The sequence below is a fragment of the Thermodesulfobacteriota bacterium genome, assembly GCA_026415035.1.
Lineage (GTDB): Bacteria > Desulfobacterota > BSN033 > BSN033 > UBA1163 > RBG-16-49-23.
This window is the reverse complement of sequence record JAOAHX010000002.1, coordinates 101,262-126,042: the sequence shown is the minus strand read 5'-3', so window position 1 is coordinate 126,042 and position 24,781 is coordinate 101,262. Positions and strand designations below refer to the sequence as shown.

25 protein-coding genes and 1 riboswitch are annotated in these 24,781 nt (G+C 57.8%); of the genes, 7 read left to right on the top strand and 18 right to left on the bottom strand.

The features are described 5' to 3' along the window. Window positions 1-419: 419 nt before the first annotated feature. From N3G78_02105 to N3G78_02095, 3 genes are read left to right on the top strand one after another with little or no spacing between them, the layout of a single operon-like run. The gene (locus N3G78_02105) at window positions 420-1,388 is read left to right on the top strand and encodes an ABC transporter ATP-binding protein (GenBank protein ID MCX8116712.1); all 969 of its coding nucleotides are present in this window, start codon (window positions 420-422) and stop codon (window positions 1,386-1,388) included. Window positions 1,389-1,400: 12 nt separating this feature from the next. After that, window positions 1,401-2,189 carry an ABC transporter ATP-binding protein gene (locus N3G78_02100; protein ID MCX8116711.1) on the top strand — a complete coding sequence of 263 codons (789 nt, stop codon included), beginning with the start codon at window positions 1,401-1,403 and terminating at the stop codon, window positions 2,187-2,189. A gap of 26 nt (window positions 2,190-2,215) precedes the next feature. Beyond that, on the top strand, window positions 2,216-2,929 hold the full coding sequence (locus N3G78_02095) for an ABC transporter ATP-binding protein (protein MCX8116710.1): 714 nt from the start codon (window positions 2,216-2,218) through the stop codon (window positions 2,927-2,929). A gap of 301 nt (window positions 2,930-3,230) precedes the next feature. Here N3G78_02095 and thiC read toward each other — a convergent pair whose 3' ends face one another. The 13 genes from thiC to bamD form a co-directional block, all read right to left on the bottom strand. Beyond that, window positions 3,231-4,529 (bottom strand): phosphomethylpyrimidine synthase ThiC, encoded by a 1,299-nt coding sequence (gene thiC / locus N3G78_02090; protein ID MCX8116709.1) that lies wholly within the window; start codon window positions 4,527-4,529, stop codon window positions 3,231-3,233. A 20-nt stretch (window positions 4,530-4,549) separates the two neighbouring features. Further along, window positions 4,550-5,929 (bottom strand): bifunctional hydroxymethylpyrimidine kinase/phosphomethylpyrimidine kinase, encoded by a 1,380-nt coding sequence (locus N3G78_02085; protein MCX8116708.1) that lies wholly within the window; start codon window positions 5,927-5,929, stop codon window positions 4,550-4,552. After that, window positions 5,929-6,711, bottom strand: coding sequence for a sulfide-dependent adenosine diphosphate thiazole synthase (locus tag N3G78_02080; protein MCX8116707.1), 783 nt, complete (start codon window positions 6,709-6,711; stop codon window positions 5,929-5,931). Before N3G78_02080 ends, N3G78_02085 begins: the two co-directional genes overlap by 1 nt. 120 nt (window positions 6,712-6,831) lie before the next feature. Beyond that, window positions 6,832-6,947, bottom strand: a riboswitch (TPP riboswitch). 70 nt (window positions 6,948-7,017) lie between these two features. After that, window positions 7,018-7,383, bottom strand: coding sequence for a YraN family protein (locus N3G78_02075; GenBank protein MCX8116706.1), 366 nt, complete (start codon window positions 7,381-7,383; stop codon window positions 7,018-7,020). 18 nt (window positions 7,384-7,401) lie between these two features. Beyond that, on the bottom strand, window positions 7,402-8,037 hold the full coding sequence (locus tag N3G78_02070) for a ribonuclease HII (protein MCX8116705.1): 636 nt from the start codon (window positions 8,035-8,037) through the stop codon (window positions 7,402-7,404). A gap of 11 nt (window positions 8,038-8,048) precedes the next feature. After that, window positions 8,049-8,402, bottom strand: coding sequence for a 50S ribosomal protein L19 (rplS, locus tag N3G78_02065; protein MCX8116704.1), 354 nt, complete (start codon window positions 8,400-8,402; stop codon window positions 8,049-8,051). A gap of 72 nt (window positions 8,403-8,474) precedes the next feature. Continuing rightward, window positions 8,475-9,080: an RNA methyltransferase gene (locus N3G78_02060; GenBank protein MCX8116703.1), complete on the bottom strand. Its 606-nt coding sequence runs from the start codon at window positions 9,078-9,080 to the stop codon at window positions 8,475-8,477. A 15-nt stretch (window positions 9,081-9,095) separates the two neighbouring features. Continuing rightward, the gene (gene trmD / locus N3G78_02055; protein MCX8116702.1) at window positions 9,096-9,839 is read right to left on the bottom strand and encodes a tRNA (guanosine(37)-N1)-methyltransferase TrmD; all 744 of its coding nucleotides are present in this window, start codon (window positions 9,837-9,839) and stop codon (window positions 9,096-9,098) included. Then, window positions 9,829-10,353 (bottom strand): ribosome maturation factor RimM, encoded by a 525-nt coding sequence (gene rimM, locus N3G78_02050; protein ID MCX8116701.1) that lies wholly within the window; start codon window positions 10,351-10,353, stop codon window positions 9,829-9,831. Before rimM ends, trmD begins: the two co-directional genes overlap by 11 nt. A 6-nt stretch (window positions 10,354-10,359) precedes the next feature. Further along, the gene (locus N3G78_02045; GenBank protein MCX8116700.1) at window positions 10,360-10,596 is read right to left on the bottom strand and encodes a KH domain-containing protein; all 237 of its coding nucleotides are present in this window, start codon (window positions 10,594-10,596) and stop codon (window positions 10,360-10,362) included. 71 nt (window positions 10,597-10,667) lie between these two features. Then, complete coding sequence (rpsP, locus tag N3G78_02040) at window positions 10,668-10,937, bottom strand: 30S ribosomal protein S16 (GenBank protein MCX8116699.1); 270 nt, start codon at window positions 10,935-10,937, stop codon at window positions 10,668-10,670. Window positions 10,938-11,015: 78 nt separating this feature from the next. After that, window positions 11,016-12,356 (bottom strand): signal recognition particle protein, encoded by a 1,341-nt coding sequence (gene ffh, locus N3G78_02035; protein ID MCX8116698.1) that lies wholly within the window; start codon window positions 12,354-12,356, stop codon window positions 11,016-11,018. Window positions 12,357-12,383: 27 nt separating this feature from the next. Then, on the bottom strand, window positions 12,384-13,991 hold the full coding sequence (gene bamD / locus N3G78_02030) for an outer membrane protein assembly factor BamD (GenBank protein ID MCX8116697.1): 1,608 nt from the start codon (window positions 13,989-13,991) through the stop codon (window positions 12,384-12,386). A gap of 143 nt (window positions 13,992-14,134) precedes the next feature. On the opposite strand from bamD, the gene N3G78_02025 reads away from it, so the two are divergent. Further along, window positions 14,135-15,295, top strand: coding sequence for an LL-diaminopimelate aminotransferase (locus N3G78_02025; protein MCX8116696.1), 1,161 nt, complete (start codon window positions 14,135-14,137; stop codon window positions 15,293-15,295). A 110-nt stretch (window positions 15,296-15,405) separates the two neighbouring features. Beyond that, the gene (locus tag N3G78_02020) at window positions 15,406-16,719 is read left to right on the top strand and encodes a hemolysin family protein (GenBank protein ID MCX8116695.1); all 1,314 of its coding nucleotides are present in this window, start codon (window positions 15,406-15,408) and stop codon (window positions 16,717-16,719) included. A gap of 27 nt (window positions 16,720-16,746) precedes the next feature. Here the strand turns inward: N3G78_02020 and N3G78_02015 are convergent, their stop codons facing one another. From N3G78_02015 to N3G78_01995, 5 genes are all read right to left on the bottom strand, one after another. Continuing rightward, on the bottom strand, window positions 16,747-18,180 hold the full coding sequence (locus N3G78_02015; protein MCX8116694.1) for a TldD/PmbA family protein: 1,434 nt from the start codon (window positions 18,178-18,180) through the stop codon (window positions 16,747-16,749). After that, a complete protein-coding gene (locus N3G78_02010) occupies window positions 18,173-18,451 on the bottom strand; it encodes a DUF4911 domain-containing protein (protein ID MCX8116693.1) in 279 nt (92 codons plus the stop codon). The genes N3G78_02015 and N3G78_02010 overlap by 8 nt, the downstream gene beginning before the upstream one ends. A gap of 63 nt (window positions 18,452-18,514) precedes the next feature. Continuing rightward, on the bottom strand, window positions 18,515-19,363 hold the full coding sequence (locus tag N3G78_02005; protein MCX8116692.1) for a DUF3108 domain-containing protein: 849 nt from the start codon (window positions 19,361-19,363) through the stop codon (window positions 18,515-18,517). Between the two features lie 49 nt (window positions 19,364-19,412). After that, window positions 19,413-20,399 (bottom strand): 50S ribosome-binding GTPase, encoded by a 987-nt coding sequence (locus tag N3G78_02000; GenBank protein ID MCX8116691.1) that lies wholly within the window; start codon window positions 20,397-20,399, stop codon window positions 19,413-19,415. Window positions 20,400-20,421: 22 nt separating this feature from the next. Then, entirely contained in the window at window positions 20,422-21,444 is a 1,023-nt protein-coding gene (locus N3G78_01995) for a response regulator (GenBank protein MCX8116690.1), read from the bottom strand. A 120-nt stretch (window positions 21,445-21,564) separates the two neighbouring features. Between N3G78_01995 and N3G78_01990 the strand changes: the two genes are divergently transcribed. Both N3G78_01990 and N3G78_01985 read left to right on the top strand, forming a co-directional pair. Then, window positions 21,565-22,968 carry a sigma-54 dependent transcriptional regulator gene (locus tag N3G78_01990; protein ID MCX8116689.1) on the top strand — a complete coding sequence of 468 codons (1,404 nt, stop codon included), beginning with the start codon at window positions 21,565-21,567 and terminating at the stop codon, window positions 22,966-22,968. Window positions 22,969-22,999: 31 nt separating this feature from the next. Next, window positions 23,000-24,748: a tetratricopeptide repeat protein gene (locus N3G78_01985; GenBank protein ID MCX8116688.1), complete on the top strand. Its 1,749-nt coding sequence runs from the start codon at window positions 23,000-23,002 to the stop codon at window positions 24,746-24,748. Window positions 24,749-24,781 lie beyond the last annotated feature (33 nt).

Here is a 24,781-nt window from a genome sequence, read left to right as displayed (position 1 = left end):
TGGGAAGCCTGGTCCCCCTTCGAAAGGTCTTTATCAATGCCTCGCCTCTCCTTTACCAGCTCCTCCTCTTTGGCCAGGGGATAAGCCAGGGGATCCTCCTCCTTCTGGGCCTCGGGGCCGCCACCGGGTTGATCGGGGGCCTCTTCCTCCTCTCGCCCAAGACCATCCGAAGGGTTCTGCTCACCTCCCTGGGAAGCCTGATCGGCGCAGGGGTCCTACAGGATTTGATCCGGCCGACCATCGCCCTCTGGGGGCCCTTCGCGATCCTCAACGAATGGATCTATACGGCCAACGGCTTGACGATCCAGGGCGCCATCGGGTTACCTCTTCTCATCGCCCTCTTCGTCCTCTTCTGGGACAAACAGGGGGGTGCCATTCAGGCCCGGTTCCGACACCTTCCTCCTGTCTCGAAACGGGGCCTGAAGATCTTTGGCCTCCTCCTTCTGATCTTCGTCCTCCTCATCCTTCCACGGGTCCTCGGCCTCTTCCTGAGCGAGGTCTTTACCATCGTCGGCCTCTACGTCCTCCTCGGCCTCGGCCTCAATATCGTGGTGGGCTATGCCGGCCTCCTCGATCTCGGCTATGTCGCCTTCTTCGCCATCGGCTCCTACACGGTGGCTGTCCTGACCTCTCCTGAACTGGGATTCTTCAACCTCAACTTCTGGCAGGCCCTCCCCTTCGCCATTCTTCTCGGGATCATCTCCGGCGTCTTGCTGGGCATCCCCGTCCTAAAGATGCGTGGAGATTACCTCGCCATCACCACCCTCGGGTTCGGCGAGATCATCCGCATCCTCGTCCTTTCCGACTTTCTCAGGCCATGGCTGGGCGGGGCCCAGGGCATCGGGAAGATCCCGAAGGCGAGGATCGGAGGTTTCGAATTCTCCGGCCCGGAACAGATCTACTACCTCATCCTGGCCGGATGTCTCCTCGTCGCCTTCGTCTCCCTAAGACTGAGGGATTCCAGACTCGGCCGCGCCTGGATGGCGATGCGGGAGGACGAGGACGTGGCCCAAGCCATGGGGATTAACCTGGTGGCCACCAAGCTTCTGGCGTTTGCCACGGGCGCGGGCTTTTCGGCGATCAGCGGGGCCATCTTCGCAACCAAATTGGGTTCGGTCTATCCCCACAGTTTCAACGTGATGATCTCCATCAACATCCTCTGCGTGATCATCGTGGGCGGCATGGGATCGATCCCGGGCGTGATCGTGGGGGCAGCGGCCCTGGTCGGCCTGCCCGAGCTGTTGCGAGAATTTGCCGAATATCGGCTCCTGGTCTACGGGGCGGCCCTGGTGGCGATGATGCTCCTCAGACCCGAAGGACTTTGGCCGGAGGCGGTCCACCGCCGGGAGTTTCATGAGGAAGCGACAGGCAAGGAGGAGGCTCCCTGAGGGGATGGGAAAATGACCCTGCTTTCGACCCGTAATCTGACGAAAAGGTTTGGGGGGCTCGTGGCGGTGGCCAACCTCGACCTCGACGTGCGGGAGAAAAGCATCCACAGCATCATCGGTCCAAACGGGGCTGGGAAGACGACCTTCTTCAACTGCGTCACGGGTTTCCATAAACCTGAAGAGGGAGAGATCCTCTTCGAGAACCGCTCCCTAGTGGGCCTCCTTCCGGATCGGATCGTCCGTCTCGGGATCTCCAGGACCTACCAGAATATCCGTCTCTTTCCCAACCTGACCGCTTTGGAAAACGTCCTGGTCGGTCTCCATAGCCATCTCAGGGCCAATTTCTTCAGCATCGTCCTCGGCACGCCCGGGACCCGGCAGGAAGAGAAGGAGGCCGCCGAGGAGGCCAGGCGGCTCCTCCGGTTCGTCAACCTGACTGGAAAAGGCGATTTCTTGGCCAAGAATCTTCCCTATGGGGATCAGCGCCGCCTTGAAATCGCTCGGGCCCTGGCCTGCCGTCCGAAATTGCTCCTCCTCGACGAGCCCACCGCTGGGATGAATCCGAGGGAGACACAGGACATGATGGATTTCATCAAACATCTCCGAGATGCCCTGGGCATTACGATCCTCCTCATCGAACACCAGATGAGGGTGGTGATGGGCATCTCCGAGGTCGTAACGGTCCTGGACTACGGAGAGAAGATCGCCGAAGGACCTCCCTCGGAGATTCAACGAAATCCGAAAGTCATCGAAGCCTATTTAGGCAGAGGGGTCCAAGAATCGGGACCGGCCCAGAATTGAGAGGATCCTCAGGAACCCATATGGAAATCCCCCTGCTCGACATCCAAAACATCCACACCTACTACGGCCAAATCCACGCGCTCAAGGGGGTCTCTTTGACCGTCCATCGGGGAGAGATCGTGACGCTCATCGGAGCCAACGGCGCGGGAAAAAGCACCCTGCTCAAAACCACAAGCGGCCTGCTCAAGCCGGCCCAGGGATCCATCCTCTTAAACGGAGAGAACCTCCTCCGTTATCGCCCCCACGAGATCGTGGCCAAAGGGGTCGTCCAGGTCCCTGAGGGACGGCGGATCTTCGGTCGGCTGACCGTGAAGGAAAATCTCGAAATGGGCGCGTTTACCCTTTCCGATCCTCGGGCCATCTCCGCCAACCTGGACCGTGTCTACCACCTCTTTCCAAGGCTCCGTGAGCGGGAGAAGCAGCTGGCTGGAACGCTGAGCGGTGGCGAGCAGCAAATGCTGGCCACGGGTCGGGCCCTCATGACCAACCCCCGGGTATTGTTGATGGACGAGCCCTCCATGGGGTTGGCCCCTGTGTTGGTCGACCTGATCTTTCAAACCATCCGTCAGCTTCACCAAGAAGGAACGACCATTCTCCTGGTCGAGCAGAATGCCAGGATGGCGCTCCAAGTGGCCGACCGGGGCTATGTGCTTCAGACCGGGACGATTCTTTTAAGCGACCTGGCTGAGAATCTTCGCCACAACGATATGGTCCGAAAAGCCTACCTCGGAGAGTCCTAAACAACTCCTCTCCCCATCCCATGGGTCAATCTTGACTCCTCGGATGACCTTTTTTGTCAAAAACTGAACGGTAGGTCCCTCCTTCTCTCCCCCGATCCGCCCGGTTTCCTCATTTAAACAGAGGGTTAGTGGCTTCGAATAGGGAGCGAAAGAAAGGCATATTTTTTGCAGAGGTTTTTAATATCGGGAAATAAGAAAGGAAGGTGATCCCCTTGGAAAAATGGATGGTTCAACTGGCCCTGCTCGTGCTGAAGATGAAACTCGCCTCCCTCCTTCTGATCAAAGGGATCCTAAAGAAGGTTTAAAAGCACTTGGCCTCGCCATCGAAGAACTCCTTCACCCGCTTGATGGCGCAAAACTCTCCGCACATTGTGCAGACATCTTCGGTTCGGGACTTCCCCTCTTCGTGGTAACGCCTCGCCTTCTCCGGATCGATGGCAAGTTCGATCTGCCTCTCCCAGTCGAAGTCCCTTCGGGCTTTGGCCATCTCGATGTCCCGCTCGATCGCCCTTCGAAGGCCCCGGGCGATATCCGCGGCATGGCCTGCGATCCGCGTGGCGATGACCCCTTCCCTGACATCCTGGGGCGTGGGAAGTTTGAGATGTTCGGAGGGCGTGACATAACAGAGGAAGTCCGCCCCTGCCTTGCCCGCGATGGCGCCGCCGATGGCGCATGCGATGTGATCGTAGCCAGGGGCGATGTCGGTCACCAGGGGACCGAGCACATAAAAGGGAGCGCCCTTGCACAGTCTCTTTTCCAGGAGGATGTTGGCTTCGATCTGGTCAAGGGGGACATGTCCCGGACCTTCGATCATGACCTGCACTCCCTCCGCCCAGGCCCTCTCGGTCAGCTCTCCGAGAAGGATCGTCTCCAAGACCTGTGGACGATCCGTGGCGTCCACCAGACAGCCCGGCCTCAACCCGTCGCCCAGACTCAGGGTGACATCATGTTTTTTGGCGATCTCAAGGACCCGATCGAAATGCTCATAGAGGGGATTCTCGCGGTCGTTGTAGATCATCCACTCCACCAGGAAGGCCCCCCCTCGGCTGACCACCCCTAAGAGCCGGCGGGCCTGTTTCAACCGCTCCAGGGCGTTCCGGGTCACCCCGCAGTGAAGCGTCATGAAGTCGACCCCTTCTTCGGCCTGACGCTCGATCACCTCGAAAAGATCCTCCACCTCCATCTTGGCCAGAGACCCCCGCCTTCTGGCCGCCTCGATGGCCGCCTCGTAGATGGGAACCGTTCCCAACGGAATGGGGGTGTGCCGGAGGATCTCTCTTCGGATGGCATCGATGTCTCCCCCGGTGCTTAAATCCATGACCGTGTCAGTGCCCGCCTCGATCGAAACCCGCAACTTCTCCAACTCCACATCCAGATCGACGTGATCGGAGGAGGTGCCGATGTTCGTATTCACCTTGATCCGGAGCCCCTCTCCGATGCCCACGGGCCTGACCCCTTGGCGATTTCGGTTCATCGGGATCACGATCCGGCCAGCGGCGACCTTCTCCCTCAGCCACTCCGGGGAGACCCCTTCTTCCTCCGCTACCCACCGCATCTCTTTGGTGATCCTGCCCTTGAGGGCTTCAATCCTCTGCGTCATTCGACATCTCCCTCAACTTTTTAGGGCTGCGAAGGATGGAGAGCCGACCCGGTTCCACCCTCCACGGCCTCCTCTTCGAAGACCTTCAAGACCTTCTCGACGACCTCGGCCGGGCTCCGGCCGAGAACGCGGATCATGGGCTCTTTACCGATATCCCCTTCGTCGTAGATGAAGTCCGGAATCCGATTCAGACTTCGAATCACCTCGTTCACCCCCCATTCCAGGGTGGATCCTTCCTCCTCTTTGACCTCCTTGGGCTCGAGCCTTCGATCGAAATGGCCAACGAGGAACCCCTTCTCCTCAATCCGAGAAACGTTCTCCTTCGAGTAGCGGAGATTCATGGCCGACCGACAGGAGGGATTGAATCTCATGGCGGTCAGAATGATGCTGGCCACATGTCGGGACGCCCCGAACTCGGGGCTCCCGAAGGTGGCCATCGACTCCCTCCACCTGACGATCCTCCCCGGAAAGGCGGCCACATCCTCTCGTTTCACCGCAAAGGGTAGGGCATAGCCCAGGTTGGAGGAGACCTCCGGAACCAGGTGACCCAATTTCTTCTCCCGTAGAACCTCCATCGAGGCCTTCAGTTCCTGAATCACATCGTACCTGGCCATCTCGTTGAGGGCATAGGCGGTCGGATTGGTAGGCCCCGTTCCCTTGCCGAGGTTGATCCCGGCCCGGATCGCCAAGGTGATGAAATCTTTGGCCCGGCTGACCGCTCCGGGAACGCTCTCCCCTCTGGCCAGAAACGTGGCGATGGCCGAGGCAAAGGTACATCCCGTTCCGTGGGTATTACGGCTGGCGACCTTGGGATGTTCGAATTCGATAAAATTGGCCCCGTCGTAGAGGAGATCAACCGCCTTCTCCTTCAGGTGGCCCCCCTTGACCACCACAAACTTGGCTCCCATCGCCCACAAGTCGATCGCCGCAAGCCTCATCTCGTCCAGGTTCCGGACCCGGCGGTTCGTGAGGGCGGAGGCCTCGTGGAGGTTGGGGGTGAGAACCGTGGCCAGAGGGATCAACCGTTGGATGAGGGCTTTCTGGGCATCCTTCCGGAGCAGAGGGGCCCCGCTTTTGGAGATCATCACCGGATCGACCACCACCGTCCGGACTCCATACTGCCCGATCTTCTTGGCAACGACCTCCACGATCTCTTTGTTGGCGAGCATCCCTGTTTTGATCACATCGGCTCCGATATCGGAGAGCACCGCATCGATCTGTTTTTTAACGAAGGAGGCCGGGACGGGATGGATCGCCTGGACCCCTGTGGTATTTTGGGCCGTAAGGGCGGTCACCACGCTCATCCCGTACCCCCCGAGGAGGGTGATCGCCTTCAGGTCGGCCTGAATCCCGGCCCCCCCTCCGGAGTCAGAACCTGCGATCGTCAGAATTCGTTTCATCACGTCCTCCGAAGGGATTCCGCAATCAAGGAGGCCGCCTTTTCACCCGAAAGGAGCATCCCTCCGAAAATGGGCCCCATGCGGTAAGATCCGAACGTGGCGTTGGCGGCCATCCCGCAGACATAGAGGCCAGGGAAGACCTCCCGGGTGTTGGCCAGGGTATCCTTTTCAGCCGCCTCCGCCCATAAAGACCTCTCCCCGACGATCTTCCCGGTCTCGGTCAACAATCGGACATCGTTCTTTTTCTGGAGGATGGCCACCACCTCCGTCGCATGGCCTGTCGCATCCACCACCCTCTTGGCCTCGATGGTGAGCGGATCGACGTGTAATTGGGCCATCTCGACCGCAGTCCAGTTGATCACCAGCCCCTCGACGCGGTTCTGCCGGATGATCAAATCTTCGACGCTGATCAGATTGAAGAGGGTCACCCCCGATTGGACGGCCTTCGAACAGAGCGTGGAGACCGCCTCCACAGAATCGGCGGTGTAATATCCCTTCCCATAGGGAAGCGTTCGGATCCCGAATTCGTCCAGCACCCTCTTTCCCTCCTCCTGGACGACGATCTCATTGAACATCATCCCTCCTCCCCACATCCCGCCCCCGATGGACAGTTTCCTCTCGAAAAGGGCCACCTTCCACCCCTGCCTGGCCAAATAGTAGGAACAGACCAGCCCCGAAGGCCCGCCTCCCACGACGGCGACATCAAGGGAGAGATTCTCTTTGAGCTTCTGGAAATATCGGTCGACGATGGCCTGGGTGATGATTCGCTCTTCAAGGATCATGGACATCTCTCTCCAACTCCTCCCTCCATAGGTTTGATTGTCCCCCGGCCCATGGGCCGGGAGAGAAAACTCTCGTCAGATTAAAAAAGGCCGTAATTCCAATGAATGGTCTTACGGCCTTTCCTTTTTTCACCGCTTCCCTTCGCTGGAATTACCCAAACAGGTTCAAAGGGTCTCCCGCCCTTTTTAGAAGGGACAAGGACTCTCAGCCCAAACGAGCTCCCCTAGCATGTTCGGTCTTATTGTTACAGAACGGCCACCAATTGTCAAATAGGAGAAGCCCAAACCTCGACCGTCGCCCTTTTTTTAAAGGTATTGTAACTCGAAGGCATTGCGGATCAGCTCGACCTGAGGGCCCTCGGGCCCCCATTGGACGGCCACCACATCGAAGCGGGCCTTCTCCTGTTCAAGCCCCCTCTCCTTCAGATAAAAAAGGGCTGCCCTGGAGAGTTGCTCCTGTTTTCTCCGGTCGACGGCCTCCTCTGGAGGGCCAAATCGGCTGGACCGTCTCGTCTTGACCTCGACGAAGGCGAGGGTGTCCTTCTCCTTGGCGATGAGATCGATCTCTCCCATTTTGCAAACGTAATTCCTCTCGAGGATGCGGTACCCCCTCTTTTTTAAAAAACGAAGGGCGATCTCCTCGCCCTTCGCCCCCAGTGCCTTCTTTTCCATCTCCTTAAATCTTTCGGCTTATGCCTCTCGCAGATATTCCTTGACCCCCCGAAAGGTTTTCCGGTGAAGCTCACAGACCCCGTATCGTTCGATCGCCTTCCGGTGTTCGGCGGTCCCGTAGCCTTTGTGTTTGGCAAAATTATACTGGGGGTACCTACGATGTCCTTCCATCATGAGACCATCCCGGGTCACCTTGGCCACGATGGAGGCGGCGGCAATGGAGTTGCACGTCCTGTCTCCTTTACAGAGGGGCTGCTGCGGCATGGAGAGGGGGAGCCTGTGTCGGCCATCGATCAGGAGGAGGTCGGGTTCGAAGGGCAGCGTCTCGACCGCCTGGACCATGGCCTTGAGCGTCGCCTGGAGGATATTCAACCGGTCGATCTCGTGAGGGGATACAATCCCGATGCCGATTCCCAAGGCCCTCTCGAGGATGTGCTGGTAGAGTTCATCCCTCTTTTTGGAGGGGATCTGTTTCGAATCGAAGAGTTTCAAATCGAGACCCTCCTCTGGAAGGACGACCGCGGCGGCCACGACGGGACCGGCCAGAGGGCCCCGGCCCGCCTCATCGATCCCTGCGATCCGGCGGTATCCCCGACCGTGATAGAGCTTTTCGAAATAATCCGTGGGTTGCCTCGAAAGGTCAGGGAAGAGCATGGATGAGGTCGTCAACCCTCCTGCTTCTTTTCTCCCCGTATCCTGGCGGCCTTGCCCTTCAGCTTTCTGAGATAAAAGAGCTTGGCCCGCCTCACCTTGCCCCTGTTGATCACATCGATCCGGTCGATTCTCGGGGAGTGGAGGGGGAAGATCCTCTCGACCCCGATGCCGTAGGAGACTTTTCGTACGGTGAAGCTGGCCCGAACCCCACCGGCCTTTTTCCGAATGACCACACCCTCAAAAGGCTGGATCCTCTCTTTGTCTCCCTCGACAATCTTCACGTGGACCCTGACCGTGTCGCCCACCTTGAAGGGCATCAGGTCCGTCCTCAACTGTTCCCTTTCGATAAGCTCGATCGTGTTCATGACGACTCTCCCTTCCAATCTCCTGCAAAACGCGAAGGCGACCTTCGCGAGGGAATAGGGTTTAGCCTGGGATCATCCCCTGGGTCCGATTCCAGAAGGCGAAGCCCTGTCAGGGTTGGGACGATCGCCCAGGAGTCGATCCAAGATGATGGCCACCGCGGATCGAACCGAGAGGTGATTATAACCTTTCCCTTCGATGGGTGCCAATACCAAGTCGCACCGCTCCTTCACCTCCTGGGTCAACCCCCACCCCGTTCCGAAGAGGAGAAGATAGGGGATCTCCCCTTGCTTGAGGAGCTCTTTCAGGGCCTCAAATGGAACGGCCCCCGGATAGGGTTTTGCCCCCGTCGCAACCGTCCTCGCCCTCATCCGATGACATCGATAAATCTCCTCCTCTGCCTCCTCGATACTCCGAGAGACCCTGACGAGGGAGAGCGACTCCTTTCGGGTCGGATTATAGAGCGCCCCCTCGCCCTGGTCCCAGTGACGGAGGATCCTTTGGACCAATTCGATCTGGCTTTCAAGGGGAGTGATGATAAAATACCCTCCCAGTCCAAAGGTCCGGGCGCACCGAGAAATGTCATGGATGTCAAAGGAGGTGACGGCGGTCGCGATCACCTCTCGCCTCTTCCCGTAGACCGGGTAATGGACCAACCCGATGTAGAGGTTTGACGCCATCGCCTCGTTTCCCCCCTACCGTTGACCTCCTTCTTCGAGCTTGATCTCCTCCAATAATTTCCGGTCGGCCTCGGACAGGGTGGCCTTCCCCAGGAGGTCCGGCCTCCGCCTCCAAGTCCTCCTCAGGGCCTCCCTTCTTCGCCAGAGGGCGATCGCTTGGTGATCCCCCGAAAGAAGGACTTCGGGCACTCGATGCCCCCTAAAGTCCGGGGGTCGGGTATATTGGGGATACTCCAACAGAGAATGGGAGAAGGAGTCCTCTTCGGCGGAACGGGCTGATCCCAGAACGCCGGGTATCAGACGGGCCACGGCATCGATCAGCACCATCGCAGCCAATTCTCCCCCGGTAAGGACATAATCTCCGATGGAGATCTCCTCATCGATGAACAACGCTCTGACCCGCTCATCCACTCCTTCGTATCTCCCGCAGAGCAGAAGGAGGTGGCTCCGGGAGGCCAGCTCCCTCACCTTTTCCTGAGTCAGCACCTTTCCTTCAGGGGTGAGGTAGATCACCCATGTGGAAGGGTCCTCGGCCTTGACCTGTTCGATCGCTCGGGCGATGGGTTCGACCTTCATCACCATCCCTTGGCCTCCCCCGTAGGGGGTGTCATCGACCGTGCGATGTTTGTCCTGGGCAAAATCCCGGAGGTTGATCGTTCGAACCTGGATCCTTCCCCTTTCGATCGCCTTGCCCAAGATGGAGACCTGGAAGACCGAGGTGAACATCTCCGGGAAGAGGGTGAGGAGGTCAAACCTCATCTTCTTCCTCCCACAACCCCTCCATCCATGCCACCCGGATCACCTTCTTCTGACGATCGATCTCTCGGATGACGGGTTCGATGGCCGGCAGGAAGATCTCCCTCCTCTTTCCCTGGACGATGTAGACGTCGTTGGCACCGGTCGGGAAGATTCCCTTCACCCTTCCGATCCTTCTGCCTGTTTCGGTCTCCACCGCCATTCCGATGATCTCGAACCAGTAAAATTCATCCTCTTGAAGCGGCGGAAAATCTCTGCGGGGGAGGAGGACCTCCCTCCCGAGCAGCGGCTCGGCCTCCTCGATCGTTTCGATCCCTTTCAGCTTCAGGATGAACCGGGGTGGGTGAGGGATGACCTCCAGGACTTCGAAGGGGGTCGGCTTTCCGGTGAGGTCTCGGATGAAGATCCTTCGATAAGGAAAACGAGAGGCCGTCTCCCCGTAGTAGTCGATCTTGACCTTGCCTCTCACACCATGGGGTTTGATCACCCTCCCGATGGGATGGAACTCCTCCTCCATGGGTGCCTATTCGATAATTTCGAGGACGAAGCGTTTCCCCAGATTGGCCGAGGCCGCCCCCAGGATCACCCGGATCGCCCTCGCCGTCCGGCCCTGCTTGCCGATGATCTTCCCCAAATCCTCCTTGGCGACCGAAAGCTCGATCACCGAGGTCTTCTCGCCCTCCACTTCAGAAACCTTGACCTGCTCCGGATGGTCGACCAACGCCTTTGCGATAAACTCGATCAGCTCTTTTCCCGTCATCCTTCCACCTCCTATCGTTGCTTCCTTCCCGGAGAGATCCCTACCGAGTCAGGCCGAGGCGAAGAGCCTTTTTAAGCCGCTTTTTCCCCTCCCAGCCTGCTCGTGACCCCTGAGCGGAGCAGAAGCTGACGGACGGTCGGAGTGGGCTGAGCCCCTCGCTTCAGCCATTGGATGGCCTTCTCTTCCTTGATCCGGACTTCCGCTGGGTCCTTTCGAGGATCGTAAGTTCCGATCTGTTCAATGAAACGCCCATCTCTCGGGGAGCGGCGGTCTGCCACCACAATCCGGTAATAGGGTCTCTTCTTGCTGCCAAACCTCATCAATCTCATCGATGTCGCCATGCGGTTTGATCCCACCTCCTTCCGAAGGATTGTCCTTAAAAAACCATCAGAGCTTCAACCCGTGTTGAACCGAGGGATCTATGAGAAGAAGGGCATGCGTCCTCTTCCCATCCCCTTCCCGCTAAGCTTGGTGAATTGTTTCATCATCTTACGGGCCTGGGCGTACTGTTTGAGGAGGCGGTTGACCTCCTGGACGCTCGTTCCACTGCCGGCCGCGATCCTGAGACGCCTGCTCCCGTTAATAATCGTGTAATTGGCCCTCTCCTCGGGGGTCATCGAGTTGATGATCGCCTCCACTCTCCCCAGCTCTTTTTCGTCGATCTCGAGGCCGGCCAGCCCTTTCATCCTCTTAGGCAGGCCCGGGATCATGCTTAGGATCGATTCGAGAGAGCCCATCTTGCGAATCTGCCGCAACTGGTCCCGAAAGTCCTCGAGGGTGAAGGCATCCTTTCGAATCTTCCTCTCTATCTCTTTGGCCTGCTTTTCATCGAAGGCGGCCTCGGCCTTCTCGATCAGGGTGAGGATATCTCCCATCCCCAAGATCCTGGAGGCCATCCGGTCGGGGTGGAAGATCTCAAGGGCATCGAGCTTCTCGCCCACCCCGACAAATTTGATCGGCTTCTGGGTCACGGCCTTGATCGAAAGGGCGGCCCCTCCCCGGGCATCCCCGTCCATTTTGGTAAGGATGATCCCGTCGATCCCCAGCCGTTCATTGAAACTTTTGGCCACATTGACGGCATCCTGCCCGGTCATGGCATCGGCGACGAGGAGGACCTCCCTCGGTTTGAGTTGGGTCTTGATCTCCTTCAATTCGAGCATGAGGGCTTCATCGATGTGGAGTCTCCCAGCCGTATCGACCAGCATCAGATCGTACCCACCTTTAAGGGCTGCCTCCCTCGCCTTGAGGCAGATCTCGACGGGGGTTTGGGAGGGCCCCGGCCGGTAAAAATCGACCTTGAGTTCCTCGCCCAATCTCTGAAGCTGCTCGATCGCTGCGGGCCGATAGACATCTGCGGGGACGAGGTAGGGCCGTTTCTTCATCTGTTGGAAGTAGCGGGCCAGTTTGGCCGCAGTGGTCGTCTTGCCGCAACCGTGCAGTCCGACCAGCAGGATCGGCACGGGCGGGCTTCCGGAAAGCTGAATCCTCTGCTCCTGGCCGCCCATCAAATGGGTCAATTCCTCCTTGACGATCTTGATCATCTGCTGTGCGGGCGTCAGGCTCTCCATCACCTCCTGGCCGATCGCCCTGGCCTGGACGGACTGGATGAAGTCTTTCACCACCTTAAAATTTACATCGGCTTCGAGAAGGGCGACCCTCACCTCTTTGAGGGCCTCCTGAATATTCTGCTCCGTCAATTTTCCGTGGCCCCGGAGCTTCTTAAAAATGGACTCCAATTTTGACGAGAGACTATCGAACATCGTCGGTCACCCGCGGCCTTTTCATTTTTATTTGGGAATGGGCATTTCGCCACCCGGCAGGACCCTCACCTTTCCCCTGCCCCCCGGCCCACCCCGGACCTCGACCCGATTCTTGGCGAGATCGAAGACGATCTCCTCGCCCGTGACCATATTCTCTCCTTCCCACATCTTCGGATCTCCCGAGAGAAAGATCTTCTGATCTCGATTGTGAAAAACGGCCTTCTCCGAGCTGGCCATCCGGGCTCCCTGCTGAATCTTAACGTTCCCACCGGCAATCACCTTGTCGATCCCCTTTCCACCGTCGAGGATCAGGGCTTCGAGCGAATCGGAATAGATCACCACGTCCTTCTGCCGGGCGACGACATTCCCCTTGAAGAGGATCCGATTCTCCTTCGAAAAGCTCTCGACGCGGTCCGAGGTGATGTCGATGGGCTCTCCCATCCCCTCCAAGGGAAGCTCTCTTGACCCCGGTTTAGCCTCCCTCTCCGGCAGGCTCGTCTCTTTCGGTTCGGGCCGCAACCCGGGAGGTGGAAGGGCAGCCACCCGCCTTTCCTCCTCGGGCTTAAGGTCTATCTTCAAAGCCTCTTTCGTCCCCTTTCCGTCTTCCTCTTTTTTAGGCGGGGCGAGCTCCCTCTCCTCCCCTCGGGGAACCGTCCGTTCGGTTCGTCGCTTGGAAGGGGGAGGAGAAGTCTCCTTTTTGGAGACAGCCACCGGGGTTCTTTCGAAGGCAAGGGGTCGCCTTCCCTCTTCTTCGTACTTGACGAGGGAGAAAGATTCGATCTTCTCCTTCCTCTTTGCCTCTTTCGCCTTTCCTTTTTGAAGGAGGCGGCCTCTCTCCTCCGATTGATTCAGAAAGGTCCTGGCCTCTTTGGCGTGGGGGCTTTTAGGATATTCCTCCACGAGCCTTGTAAAAATCACCCTCGCCTTCTCCCACTGGTCGAGTTCGAGATAACATCTTCCGAGGAGGTAGAGGGTCTTTTCCGCCTCCACCCACTTGGGATAGTTCTCCAAAAGGCCTTCGAAACGGGAGGCCGCGGCCTGAAATCTCCCTTGCTTGAAATAGAACGAACCGATGTAGAATTCATGATCGGCCAGCTGCTTCTTGCAGAGCTCGATCTTCTCGAGGGCCTTTTCGGTGAAGAGGCTGGGGGGGGTGTTGGCCACTAAATATTCGAAATTGGCAAGGGCCTTCTTGGTGAACGTTTGATCCCGATCGTGGCTCCGCATCTGGTGGAAATAGGACATCCCGATCTGAAAAAGGACGTAGGGGATGTCTTCGTGGGTTGGACGAGTCTTTTTAAACTCTTCGTAGGCGGCGATGGCCTCCACATACTCCTTTTTGAAAAAGTGGCAATCCCCGACTTTGATCTCCGCCCATTGGGTGTAGGGCGGGCTGTCGGGAAAGGTCGATTTGATCTGATTGAAGATCTCCAGGGCTGCGGCGTAATCCCTCTTGTTGAAACGCTCCAGCCCCTGTCGATAGAGGAGTTCGGGGTCCCCCTTGATCGTCTTAAGATCTTTTCCCTGGCTCGCGCAACCGGTCCAAAGGCTGAGGAGGAGGAGAAAGAGAAGGGCGATCGGCGGAGCGATGGGTTGCGAACGAACCCGTTTTCTGGATCGCAAGATTTCGACCATGATAAACAACTATTATGATAGGTCGAAGGGGAAGATGTCAATATAACGACCCCCTCAAAAGGCCTGTCCCGATCGTCTTGAATTTCGAGGGAACTTAGGATACATCTATCGAAACCGGATCGGAAGGAGGGCGGCGGATGAAAATCGAAAAGGCGAAACGGATCCAACAGATCCCCCCTTATCTCTTCGCCCAGATCGACCAGAAGAAAGCGGAGATGAAGCAGAAGGGAATGGATTTAATCGACCTGGGCGTGGGAGACCCCGATCTTTCAACCCCGCAGCCCATCATCGAACGCATGAAAGAAGCGATCCAGGATCCTAAAAACCACCACTATCCCTCTTATGAGGGGATGATCGAGTTCAGAACCGCAGCGGCCCGGTGGTTCGAAAGGAGGTTCGGCGTCCGATTCGATCCCACGACCGAAGTGCTCACCCTCATCGGCACCAAAGAGGGCATCGCCCATCTCCCCTTGGCCTTCGTCGATCCAGGAGATTACGTCCTCGTTCCAAGCCCGGGTTATCCGGTCTATCGGGTGGCCACCCTCTTTGCGGGGGGCACCCCCTATTTCATGCCCCTCCTCAAAGAGAACGGGTTCCTCCCCAAACTCTCCGAAATTCCAGAAGAGGTGGCCGGGCGGGCCAAACTCCTCTTCCTCAACTATCCCAACAACCCGACCGCCGCCATCGCCGAGAAACCTTTCTTCGAGGAGGTGGTGGCCTTTGCCAAACGATACGGGATCATCGTCTGCCACGATGCCGCCTACTCGGAACTGGCCTTCGATGGGTACCGCCCCCTCAGCTTCTTCCAGATCGATGGAGCCAGAGAGGTGGGAATCGAGTTTCACAGCCTCTCCAAAACATTCAATATGACCGGCTGGAGGATCGGCTTTGCCGTGGGCAACCCGGACATTGTCTCGGGGTTGGGACGGGTCAAGACCAATATCGATTCAGGCCTCTTTCAGGCCATCCAAGAGGCCGGGATCGAAGCCTTGAGTCGCTATGAGACACCCATCCCCGAGCTCATGCGAATTTACGAAGGCCGAAGGGACCTCATGGTCAAGGGCCTTCAGGAGATCGGCCTGGAGGTGGACCCTCCCAAGGCCACCTTCTACCTCTGGATCAAAGTCCCTCGGGGATATACCTCCTCCCAGTTTGCAACCCTCTTGATCGAACAGGCCGGGATCGTCGCCACGCCGGGAAATGGCTTTGGGGAGGCTGGAGAGGGTTACATCCGTATGGCCTTGACCGTAGCGGAGCCAAGGCTTCAAGAAGCCATCGAACGTCTCAAACGGGTCCGCTTTTGAAAGATGTCTCCTCTTCCTAAGGGGTTGGACGCTCTCGATGGAACCTCACCAAGGAATTCTCTCCCACGCTTCCTCCTCCTTCGCATTCCAACTTCATGATGGGGGTCGCTATGCAAGAACTCCTCGGAGAAGGGCTCCTGATCCTCTTCTTGATCCTCCTCAACGGCTACCTTGCGGGCACTGAAATCGCTGTCGTCACCGCCCGAAAAAGCAAGGTTCAGGAATTGGCGGCCAGCGGGAAGAAAAATGCCCATATCCTGCTCAAACTGAAGGAAAATCCCGACCGATTTCTGGCCACGATTCAGATCGGCATCACCGGGGTGAGCGCCCTTGCTTCGGCGGTCGGGGGGGTGGCTGCCGTCGAGGTGATCAAACCTGCCCTCCAGATGGTTCCGATCGGGACGATCTCTCTGGCGGCCGAACCCATCGCCATCGGGATCGTGGTGATCCTCATCACCTACGTCTCGGTCATCCTGGGAGAGCTCGTCCCGAAATCGGTCGCCCTCGCCCATCCCGAGACGATCGGCCTGTGGACCGCAAGGCCCATCGAGGCCTTCTCGAAGGTCGCCTCCCTCTTCGTCAGGGTCCTCACCTTCAGCACCTCCCTGGTCCTTGCCCCGTTCGGCAGAAAACCTTTCAGCGAGAGGGCCTACATCACGGAAGAGGAGGTGAAACTCTTGATCAAAGAGGCCGGCAAACACGGGATCTTCGAACCCACCGAAGAAAAGATCCTCCAGAGCGTCTTCGAGTTCGCCGACATGTCTGTCAAAGAGGTGATGGTCCCGGACACCCAGATGGTGGCCATCCAAATCGACCGATCCCCCAGCGAGATCCTCGCCCTTATCGAGGAAGAACAATTCTCCCGCTATCCCGTTTACGGGAAGGAGCTCAACGACATCCGAGGGATCCTCAACGCGAAAGACTTCCTCACCCTCTACGGCAAGACCGGCGAGGTCGACCTCCGAAAAATTCTGAGGCCCCCTTTTTTCGTGCCGGAGACGATGAACATCAGCCTCCTTTTAAAAGAGATGCAGAAGCGGAGGACTCACATGGCGCTGGTCGTGGACGAATATGGGGGGATCTCCGGGTTGGTGACGATCGAAGACCTCCTGGAGGAGATCGTGGGGGAGATCCGGGACGAACATGACACTGAAAGCCCGGTGATCCCGTTGAAAGACGGGACCTTCCTGATCGATCCCTCCATCACCCTCAGGGATTTGAAAGAAGACTATCAGATCGTCTTGCCTGAATCTCCGGAGTATGAAACCTTGGGTGGATTTCTCATGTCTGCCCTGCAAAAAATACCGAGCGTTGGAGAGGCCCTCGAGGTGGAAGGAAAACGGTTTCGCATCGTTGAAATGGTGGGTCAGCGGATCTCCAAGGTCAAAATGGAGAGGCTACCGGGCCCCGGGTCGGAGAGTTAGCCGAGGCCTTCCACGTCTTGCACCTCCCTATCTTTCCCTCGAGGCCGGTTCCTCCCTCCCCCCGACAACGATCTCTGGAATCCGAAGCGTGGGCTGGCCATCGGCCACCGGCACCCCCTGGCCATCCTTTCCACAGGTGCCGATCCCGAATCCCAAATCGTCTCCCACCATATCGATCTCTTTTAAGATCTGAGGGCCATTGCCGATGAGGATCGCCCCCCGAACGGGCTCACCGAGACTGCCTTTTTCGATCAGGTAGCCCTCGCTCACCTCGAAAACGAAATCGCCATTGACCGTGTTCACCTGCCCCCCTCCCATCTTCTTCACGAAAAGCCCGCGCTCCACGGACCGGATGATCGCTTCGGGTTTGGTCTTCCCGGGCAGGATGAGGGTGTTGCTCATCCTCGGGATCGGCTTCGCCTGATAGGATTCCCTTCGGCCATTTCCGGTCGAGGTCTTTCCGTCCCGGAGGGCACTGAGACGATCGTAAAGATAATTTTTCAATACCCCCTCCTCCACCAGGACGGTCCGCCGGGAGAGAACCCCCTCGTCGTCGAAGGCATAAGAACCTCTTCGGTGGGGCAGGGTGGGATCGTCCACGACCGTGATCAGGGAGGAGGCGATCTTCTCCCCCAACTTGCCCGAATAGACGGAGAGGCCCTGCTGCGCAAGGTCGGCCTCCAGTCCGTGGCCGACCGCTTCATGGATCATGGTTCCCCCGGCCTCGCTCGAAAGAACGACCGTCATCTTTCCCATGGGGGCCTTCCTGGCGGAGAGCATCCTCAAGGCCCTCCTGGCCGCCACCTCCGCCACGGTTTCGGGTGGGATTTCGTCGAAAAGTTCAAAACCCTTCGTGCCGCCCACCGGCTCGTATCCGGTCTGGAGGAGACCGTCTTGGGAGGCGACCACTTGAACGGAGAAGACCGTCCCGATTCTCTCCCCCTCTATCCATGAGCCTTCGGAATTGGCGATCGAAATTCGCTGGCTCACATCCCGGTAGAGGACCCTGACCTGCTTCACCCTCGGATCGAGCCGCCGGGCAAGGGCGTTGGCCCGGTTGACCATCGCCACCTTCTCTTCCACGACCACCGACCTCGGGTCCTTTTGAACGGTTGAAACGGAGGGAGGAAAAGAGGGGGCCGAGAGGGAGGGCCCTGCGGGATGGAGCAGGGGGTAGAGGCCCCCTGCCCGGTCTTCCTGAATGGCCCGGTGGACCACCCGGGCCAGATGGAGGAGGTCCTCCTCTTGAAGGCGGTTGGTAAAACCGTAAAAGGTCCTTTGGTCGAAGAGGACCCGAAGCCCGACCCCGACGTCATGTCCCGAGATCATCTTCTCAATCCGGTCCTCCTCGCAGATGATGGCCACTGAATAAGTCTGTTCGTAATAGAGGTCGGCAAAGTCCCCTCCATGCCTCAGCGACTCTTTCAAGATTTTTTCAAAGGGAAGGTCAGGGCTAAGCATCGTTCCCCTCCAGGCCACCTCCAACCTTACGTTCCGAAAAGGTTCGAGTCTCGATAAAGGGAGGCAGAGGTTCGATCGCTATCTCCTTGGCCAAACCTCCCAGGACCCTCTCGACGTCCTCTTCCCAACCCGGGGCGATCATCAATTCCACGATCGCCTGCCCGGGATCGAGGGTCCTCACGACGGCCATCCCCTCGTGTGATTCGATGATGAATTTAAAATAGGCAATGTCTTTTCTCCGAATCCGGAAGTAGCGTGACGAAGTATCCATGGCCCTGTTTCCCAGTTCGAAGGGCGGGCCTGAAGGCCTCGGGGCTCTCCTCCCCAGAAACCCTCAAGGGACCCGCGTTTTGTGGGTGAGCCTCCCCGTAACGTCTCCAAAGAGGATCACATCCCGGATCTTCCCCTCGACCGGATAGAGGTCTTTCGAGAGCCACCCCTCGACGATCCCTTCCTTCGAATGGGTGATTTCAGGATCGAGGGCAAGGGTCACATAGTACTCCTTCCCCTCCCTGTTCTTTTCAGCCTTCCTCCGCCTCTCCTCCTCCTCTCGACCGGCGACCACCACCTCATAACGGGAGGCCCCCTTTTTCGGAAAGGTCGGGACGGTGAACCTTTTGCCCCTCTCAATCTCTCCGTAAACCCCGAATCTGAAATTATAAGAGGCGGTCAAAAAGTCATCATAGTGTTGCCCCTGAGGGATTTCCTCTTCCGTTTTGACAAGGGTCCCGTCCTTCTTCCTCCTGATCCGGATCCATTTCCTCCTCTGATAATCGAAAAGGTGGGTTCGCCTTCTCAACCTCTCTCCGATCCGAACGTCCTCCTCGAAAGAGATCGCCCGAAGGCGTCTCCCGCCCTCCACCTCCTCCATCAGGGAACGGTAGGTATCGACCCTGTACCCGGTGGCCAACCCCATCACCCCCATGGTCTCCCCCTGAAGGGTGGCCAGATAGCGCCCTTTCTTCTCCGTCTCTCTGAAGCTCAACCTCCCCCAGGCCGCCTTTTTAAAGAGCCAGAACCCGATTTCATAATAAAGCTCCTCTCCGGAGAAATGTTCTGCGATGGAAACCCTCTTCTCCTTCTCTGGAAAGGCCGAGGAGGCCACGACCTTCTGGAGAGAAAAGGGAAAACCAAGGAAGAGAGGAAGCCCTCTCATCCATCTTAAAAGATCTCTTCTCGTCATCAAATGGTCTTCTTCCTCCGGATTCCCCCTCGGGAGGAGACCTTGGAGTTTAGATGTGTAACTCGATCACATCGCCCTCGCACACCTCATAGTCCCGTTTCACCATCTGGCCATCGAATTTCCCCGATCCCCAGACCCGGGCATACCTCAGTTTGGCTGCAAAATCCTTGTGGATGGAAAGGGCGACGTCTTCGATCGTGCTCCCCTTTTTCAGGATGACGGGTTCGGTCAGGTCGGGATCCTTGCCCGGGGCCTTGGTGTAGACTCGGAGGATGTCGAGGCGGCGATAGAGCTCCTTCTTCAGCTCCTCGAAATTCATCTCCATCTTGGCCGAGACCGGAAGGATCAGCCAGTCCCGTTCGAAACGGTCTCGGAGCGAGCGGTATCCCTCGGCGGCGGCCCCGAGATCGGCCTTGTTTCCGATGAGGATCCCCCGCTTGAACACCCAACCTAACTCCAGGGGGCTTGGGGGTTGCCGGTCGGCCGCCACGACCCGCATCCGGCCGAGCTCCTCGAGGATCACCTCCATCTGGAAGACCGGATCATCGGTCAGGTCGAGGACAAAGAGGAGGCCATCCGCGCTCCGAACGAGGTTGGGGAATCCCGGCTCCACCCGGTCGAGCTGAAGAGGCGGGGTGTCGACCAACTGAATCTGGATGTTCTCAAACCGCATCATCCCTGGGATCGGTCTCTGGGTCGTGAAGGGATAATCGGCGACCTCGGAGGGGGCGTGGGTGAGATGGGTGAAGAGGGTCGATTTTCCCGCATTGGGCAGGCCGAGCAGGACGACCTGGGCCGCCCCTTCCTTCTTCACGTTAAAGGCCTGCTCGGCCCTGCTGACGGCGGGTTTCTTGTGGAGCTCCTCTTTAAGCTTGGCCATCTTCGCCCGGAGTTGTCCCCGAAGCTTCTCCGTCCCCTTGTGCTTTGGGATGACCGCCAGCATCACCTCAAGGGCCTTAATCTTCTCCGGGATCGACTTGGCCTGCTTGAACTTGGCCTCGGCTTCCAAATATTGAGGGGTGAGATTGGCTGGCATCTTCCGGTCGCGGAAAAGGCTCTCAAATCTTGTAGATCTTCTCGCAGAGGAAGATCTCCAGAACCAGGGGGTCGAACTGTTTGCCCTTCCAGCGTTCCAGCTCCGCAAGGACATCCTGGAGGGGCATCACCCCGCGATGGGGGCGAACGCTGGTCATGGCGTCGAAGGCATCCGGCAGGCTGATGATCCTCGCCTCGAGAGGGATCTCTTCTCCCCGAAGTCCATCCGGATACCCGCTCCCGTCGTAAAATTCATGGTGGTGCCGGATCATGGGGATCTTGTCCTTGAAGAATTCGACGCCCTCGACGATCTTCACCCCGATCAGCGGATGCTCCCGGATATACTCGTATTCCTCCTCGGTGAGGGGCCCCTGTTTCTGAAGGACCTCGTCCTTGATCCCGATCTTCCCGATATCGTGAAGCAGGGCGCCGTACTCCAGGGCTTCGAGACGGACCTCTGAAAATCCCAAGTGCCGGGCAATGGCGAGGCTCATCCGTTTCACGCGGTCGGAATGGCCCCGGGTGTAGGGGTCTTTGGCATCGATCGCCTCGGCCAGGACCTTGACCGAATCGAGATGGGCCTTTTTCAGGGTCCGGTAGGCCTGCTGGAGCTTGAGGGTCCGCTCCTCGACCAGTTCTTCCAGTCGGTTCTGATAGGCCTCGATCTCCTCTTCGAGCCGCTTGCTTTCAAGGGCCTTTCTCACGCTCATCACGATCAAATCGAGGTCGGCCGGCTTGATGATGAAATCGTAGGCCCCTAATTTCATCGCATTGACGGCCAGATCGATCTCCGGATAGGCCGTCACCATGATCATCTTCATCTTGGGATCGATGGCCTTCACCTTCTGCAACAGCTCGATCCCGTTCATCTCGGGCATCTTGATGTCGGAGATGATCAGGGAGAAATTCTCTTTATAGAAACGGCTGAGGGCCTCCTTTCCGTTATGGGCGGTGACACAGAGGTAGCCCTCCTTGATCAGCCTTCGCTCCAATACGTTGCAGATGACCTCTTCATCGTCTACGATCAGGATCCGCTCTTCCTTCATATGTCCTTTTATTTTATAAGAAAATCGGCGGGAGTCAACCCTTCGTCGGAGGGAAGGGCCTCCGGAACAGTTGATTCCCCCTCCTTTTTTTGCTAAAAAGGATCTTGTGAGAGACACACCATGGAGCCCTTAAAGATCTTGGTCGTCGATGACGAGGCCTTCCTCCGGGAGATCATTCAGAGGGGCTTAACCCAGATGGCGGGATACACCGTCGAGGTGGCCAAAGACGGTCAGGAGGCCCTCGAAAAGGTCGACAAAGAAATCTTCGACCTCATCCTCACCGACCTGATGATGCCAGAGATGGACGGGATGGAACTTCTCCGGGTCCTCAAAGGGATCCGGCCCGAAATCCCCATCATCATGATGACGGCTTACGGATCGATCGAAACGGCGGTCGAGGCGATGAAAACCGGCGCCAACGACTACATCACCAAGCCTGTGGATCTGAGGGACCTCCAGCTCCGCATCGCCAAAGTCCTTCAGGAAAACCGCCTCCTCCAAGAGAACCGCCTCCTGCGATTGGAGGTGAGAAAGAAGTTTGAGTTTTCCCAGATCATCGGGAAGAGCCCCAATATGCAGAAGGTCTTCTCCCTCATCGAAAAAGTGGCCCCGAGCAACAGCACGGTGATCCTCTACGGAGGTAGCGGGACCGGAAAAGAACTGGTGGCCAAAGCCATCCATTATAACAGTCCGAGGGCCCAAGGCCCCATGATCCCGTTCAACTGCGGGGCCATCCCCGAGACCCTGGTGGAGAGCGAGCTCTTCGGCCACGTCAAGGGGGCCTTCACCGGTGCGGTCCAGACCAAAAAGGGGCTTTTTGAGGAGGCCAACGGAGGAACCCTCTTTCTCGATGAGATCTCGACGATCCTGCCTTCGGTTCAGGTGAAACTGTTGAGGGTCCTCCAAGAAAAAGAGGTGATGAAGATCGGAAGCGCCGAGAGGATCAAGGTCGATGTGCGCGTCATCGCCGCCACCAACGAAAACCTCGAGGCCAAAATGAAGCGGGGCGAGTTCAGGGAAGACCTCTTCTACCGTCTCCATGTCTTCCCCATCTTCCTCCCTGACTTGAAGGACCGGAAGGAGGACATCCCGCTGCTCGCCTATCACTTTCTCGAACGCTATGCGAAGGAGGCCGGAAAGGGCCTCAAAGGCATTTCGAAAGAAGCGATGGCCCTCCTCATGGACCATGACTGGCCTGGAAATGTCCGGGAACTCGAGAATGCGATCGAGAGGGCGGTCATCATGGCGGAGGGGGAGGTGTTGACCCCTCAAGATCTCCCCGCGGATCTCATCCAAGGGACCTCCCGTCTCATCCGCCGGGGGATCCAGCATCAGAAATCGCTCGAGGAGATCAAATCCGAGTATATCACCCAGGTGCTGAAGCAAACCCAAGGGAACAAAAAGATGGCCGCGGAGATCTTGAAGGTCAACCCCCGGACCCTCTACCGATTTGAAAAGAGAGATCCCTTGAAGTCCCCCCGGAAGCGACGCCCCCGGCTGAATGCCTCGGCCCCGCCCGATTGACGCCTTATCGAAACGGTGTTATGAAGGGACTATGAGAGCTGGGACGGCCAAATGGGTCCTCGTGACCCTCTGGATGGTCTTCTTCTCGTCCTGTGCGGGCGGCAGGGAAGCGATCTCCCTTCAGCCCACCTCCCCTCCTCAAGGACAGGTTCTTCCCCAACCCCGACCGATTTCTCCCAAGCCACGCGCCTACTACCATTTTCTGCTTTCCCAGCTCAGGTTCAAGGAGGGAAAACTGGAGGAGGCCATCGAGGAGATCCGCAAGGCGATCGCCTATGATGAGAGGGAGCCCGCGCTCCGGGTGGAGCTCGCCTCCCTCTACATCTACAAGGGATGGATGCAGGAGGCGATCGAAGAGTGTCAGGCCGCTCTCCGATTCAACCCCTCAGAGCTCTCCGCCTATCTCCTCTTGGGCGGGGTCTATGCCTCCATGAAGAAGACGGACCTTGCCATTGAGGCCTATCGAAAAGCAACCGAGCTTGCCCCCCACCATCGCGAAAGTTATCTCTACCTCAGCTCCCTCTATGCCGAGAAGCAGGACTATCCCCAGGCGATCCACTCGCTTCTCCAGTTTCTCACGTTCGAACCCAATTCCCTGATGGCGCTTTATTCTCTCGGCAGGCTCTACGCCGAGGTCAAATCCTTCGAAAAGGCAGAAGAGTATCTCTTGAAGGCCCTGGCCGTCGACCCCCAATACCTGCCCGCCCTGATGGACCTCGGGATCGTTTATGAGATCCGTAACGAAATCGCCAAGGCCCAAGAGGTTTACCAGAAGATCCTCGCCCTCCACCCCGATCACAAGCCGGCAAGGAACCGGCTGGCCCAAACCTACCTTAAAGAGAGGAGACTGGACGAAGCCTTAAGCCAATTTCAAGAACTCAAGAGATCGAGCGCGGGGGATCTCAATCTCCGGACCAAGATCGGCCTCATCCATCTCGAACAGGGAAAACCGGACCAGGCCATCCTCGAATTCCAATTCGTCCTCGGCGCCACCCCGGGGGACGATCGGGTCCGTTACTATTTGGGGGTGGCCTACGGAGAGCAGGGGATGACCGACCTTGCGGTCCAAGAACTCAAGAAGATCCCCCCCGAATCGGAATTCTTCGTCGACGCCCGGCGAAGCATCGTCCACGCCCTGAATAAACAGAAGCGAGGGGAAGAGGCCATCCAGGTGGTGGAGGAGGCCCTCCAGGCCAAGCCCAAGGCCGTGGAGCTCTATCTCCTCCTCTCCGCCCTTTACGAAAAGGAGGAGCAGCTCACCAAGGCCCTCGAAACGATCCGACGGGGGCTCTCCCATCATCCAGAGAACATCGACCTCCTCTATCAGCTGGGCGCCCTATACGACAAGATGGGAGAGTTTGAGAAGATGGTCGCCCAGATGAAGGAGGTGTTGCGCCTCGATCCCGACCATGCCGATGCCCTCAACTACCTCGGCTATTCTTATGCCGAAAAGGAGATCCATCTGGAAGAGGCCCTTCGGATGATCGAAAGGGCCATGGTCCTGAAACCCAATACCGGCTACATCACGGACAGTTTAGGGTGGGTCTATTTCAAGCTCGGGGATTACGAACGTGCGGTGATGGAGTTGGAAAAGGCCAACCAGTTGTCTCCGGACGATCCCATCATCACCGAACATCTGGCAGATGGATATTTCAAATTGGGTCGATGGGAAAAGGCGCGACAGTTCTACGAGAAGGCGCTGACCTTGAATCCCAAGGCGGACCAGGCCGAACGCCTGAAGAAGAAGATCGAGGAGCTTAAAGGAAAGGGCAGCCAATAACGTCGTTTCGAAAGGCTGGGCTGAGGGCTTCCC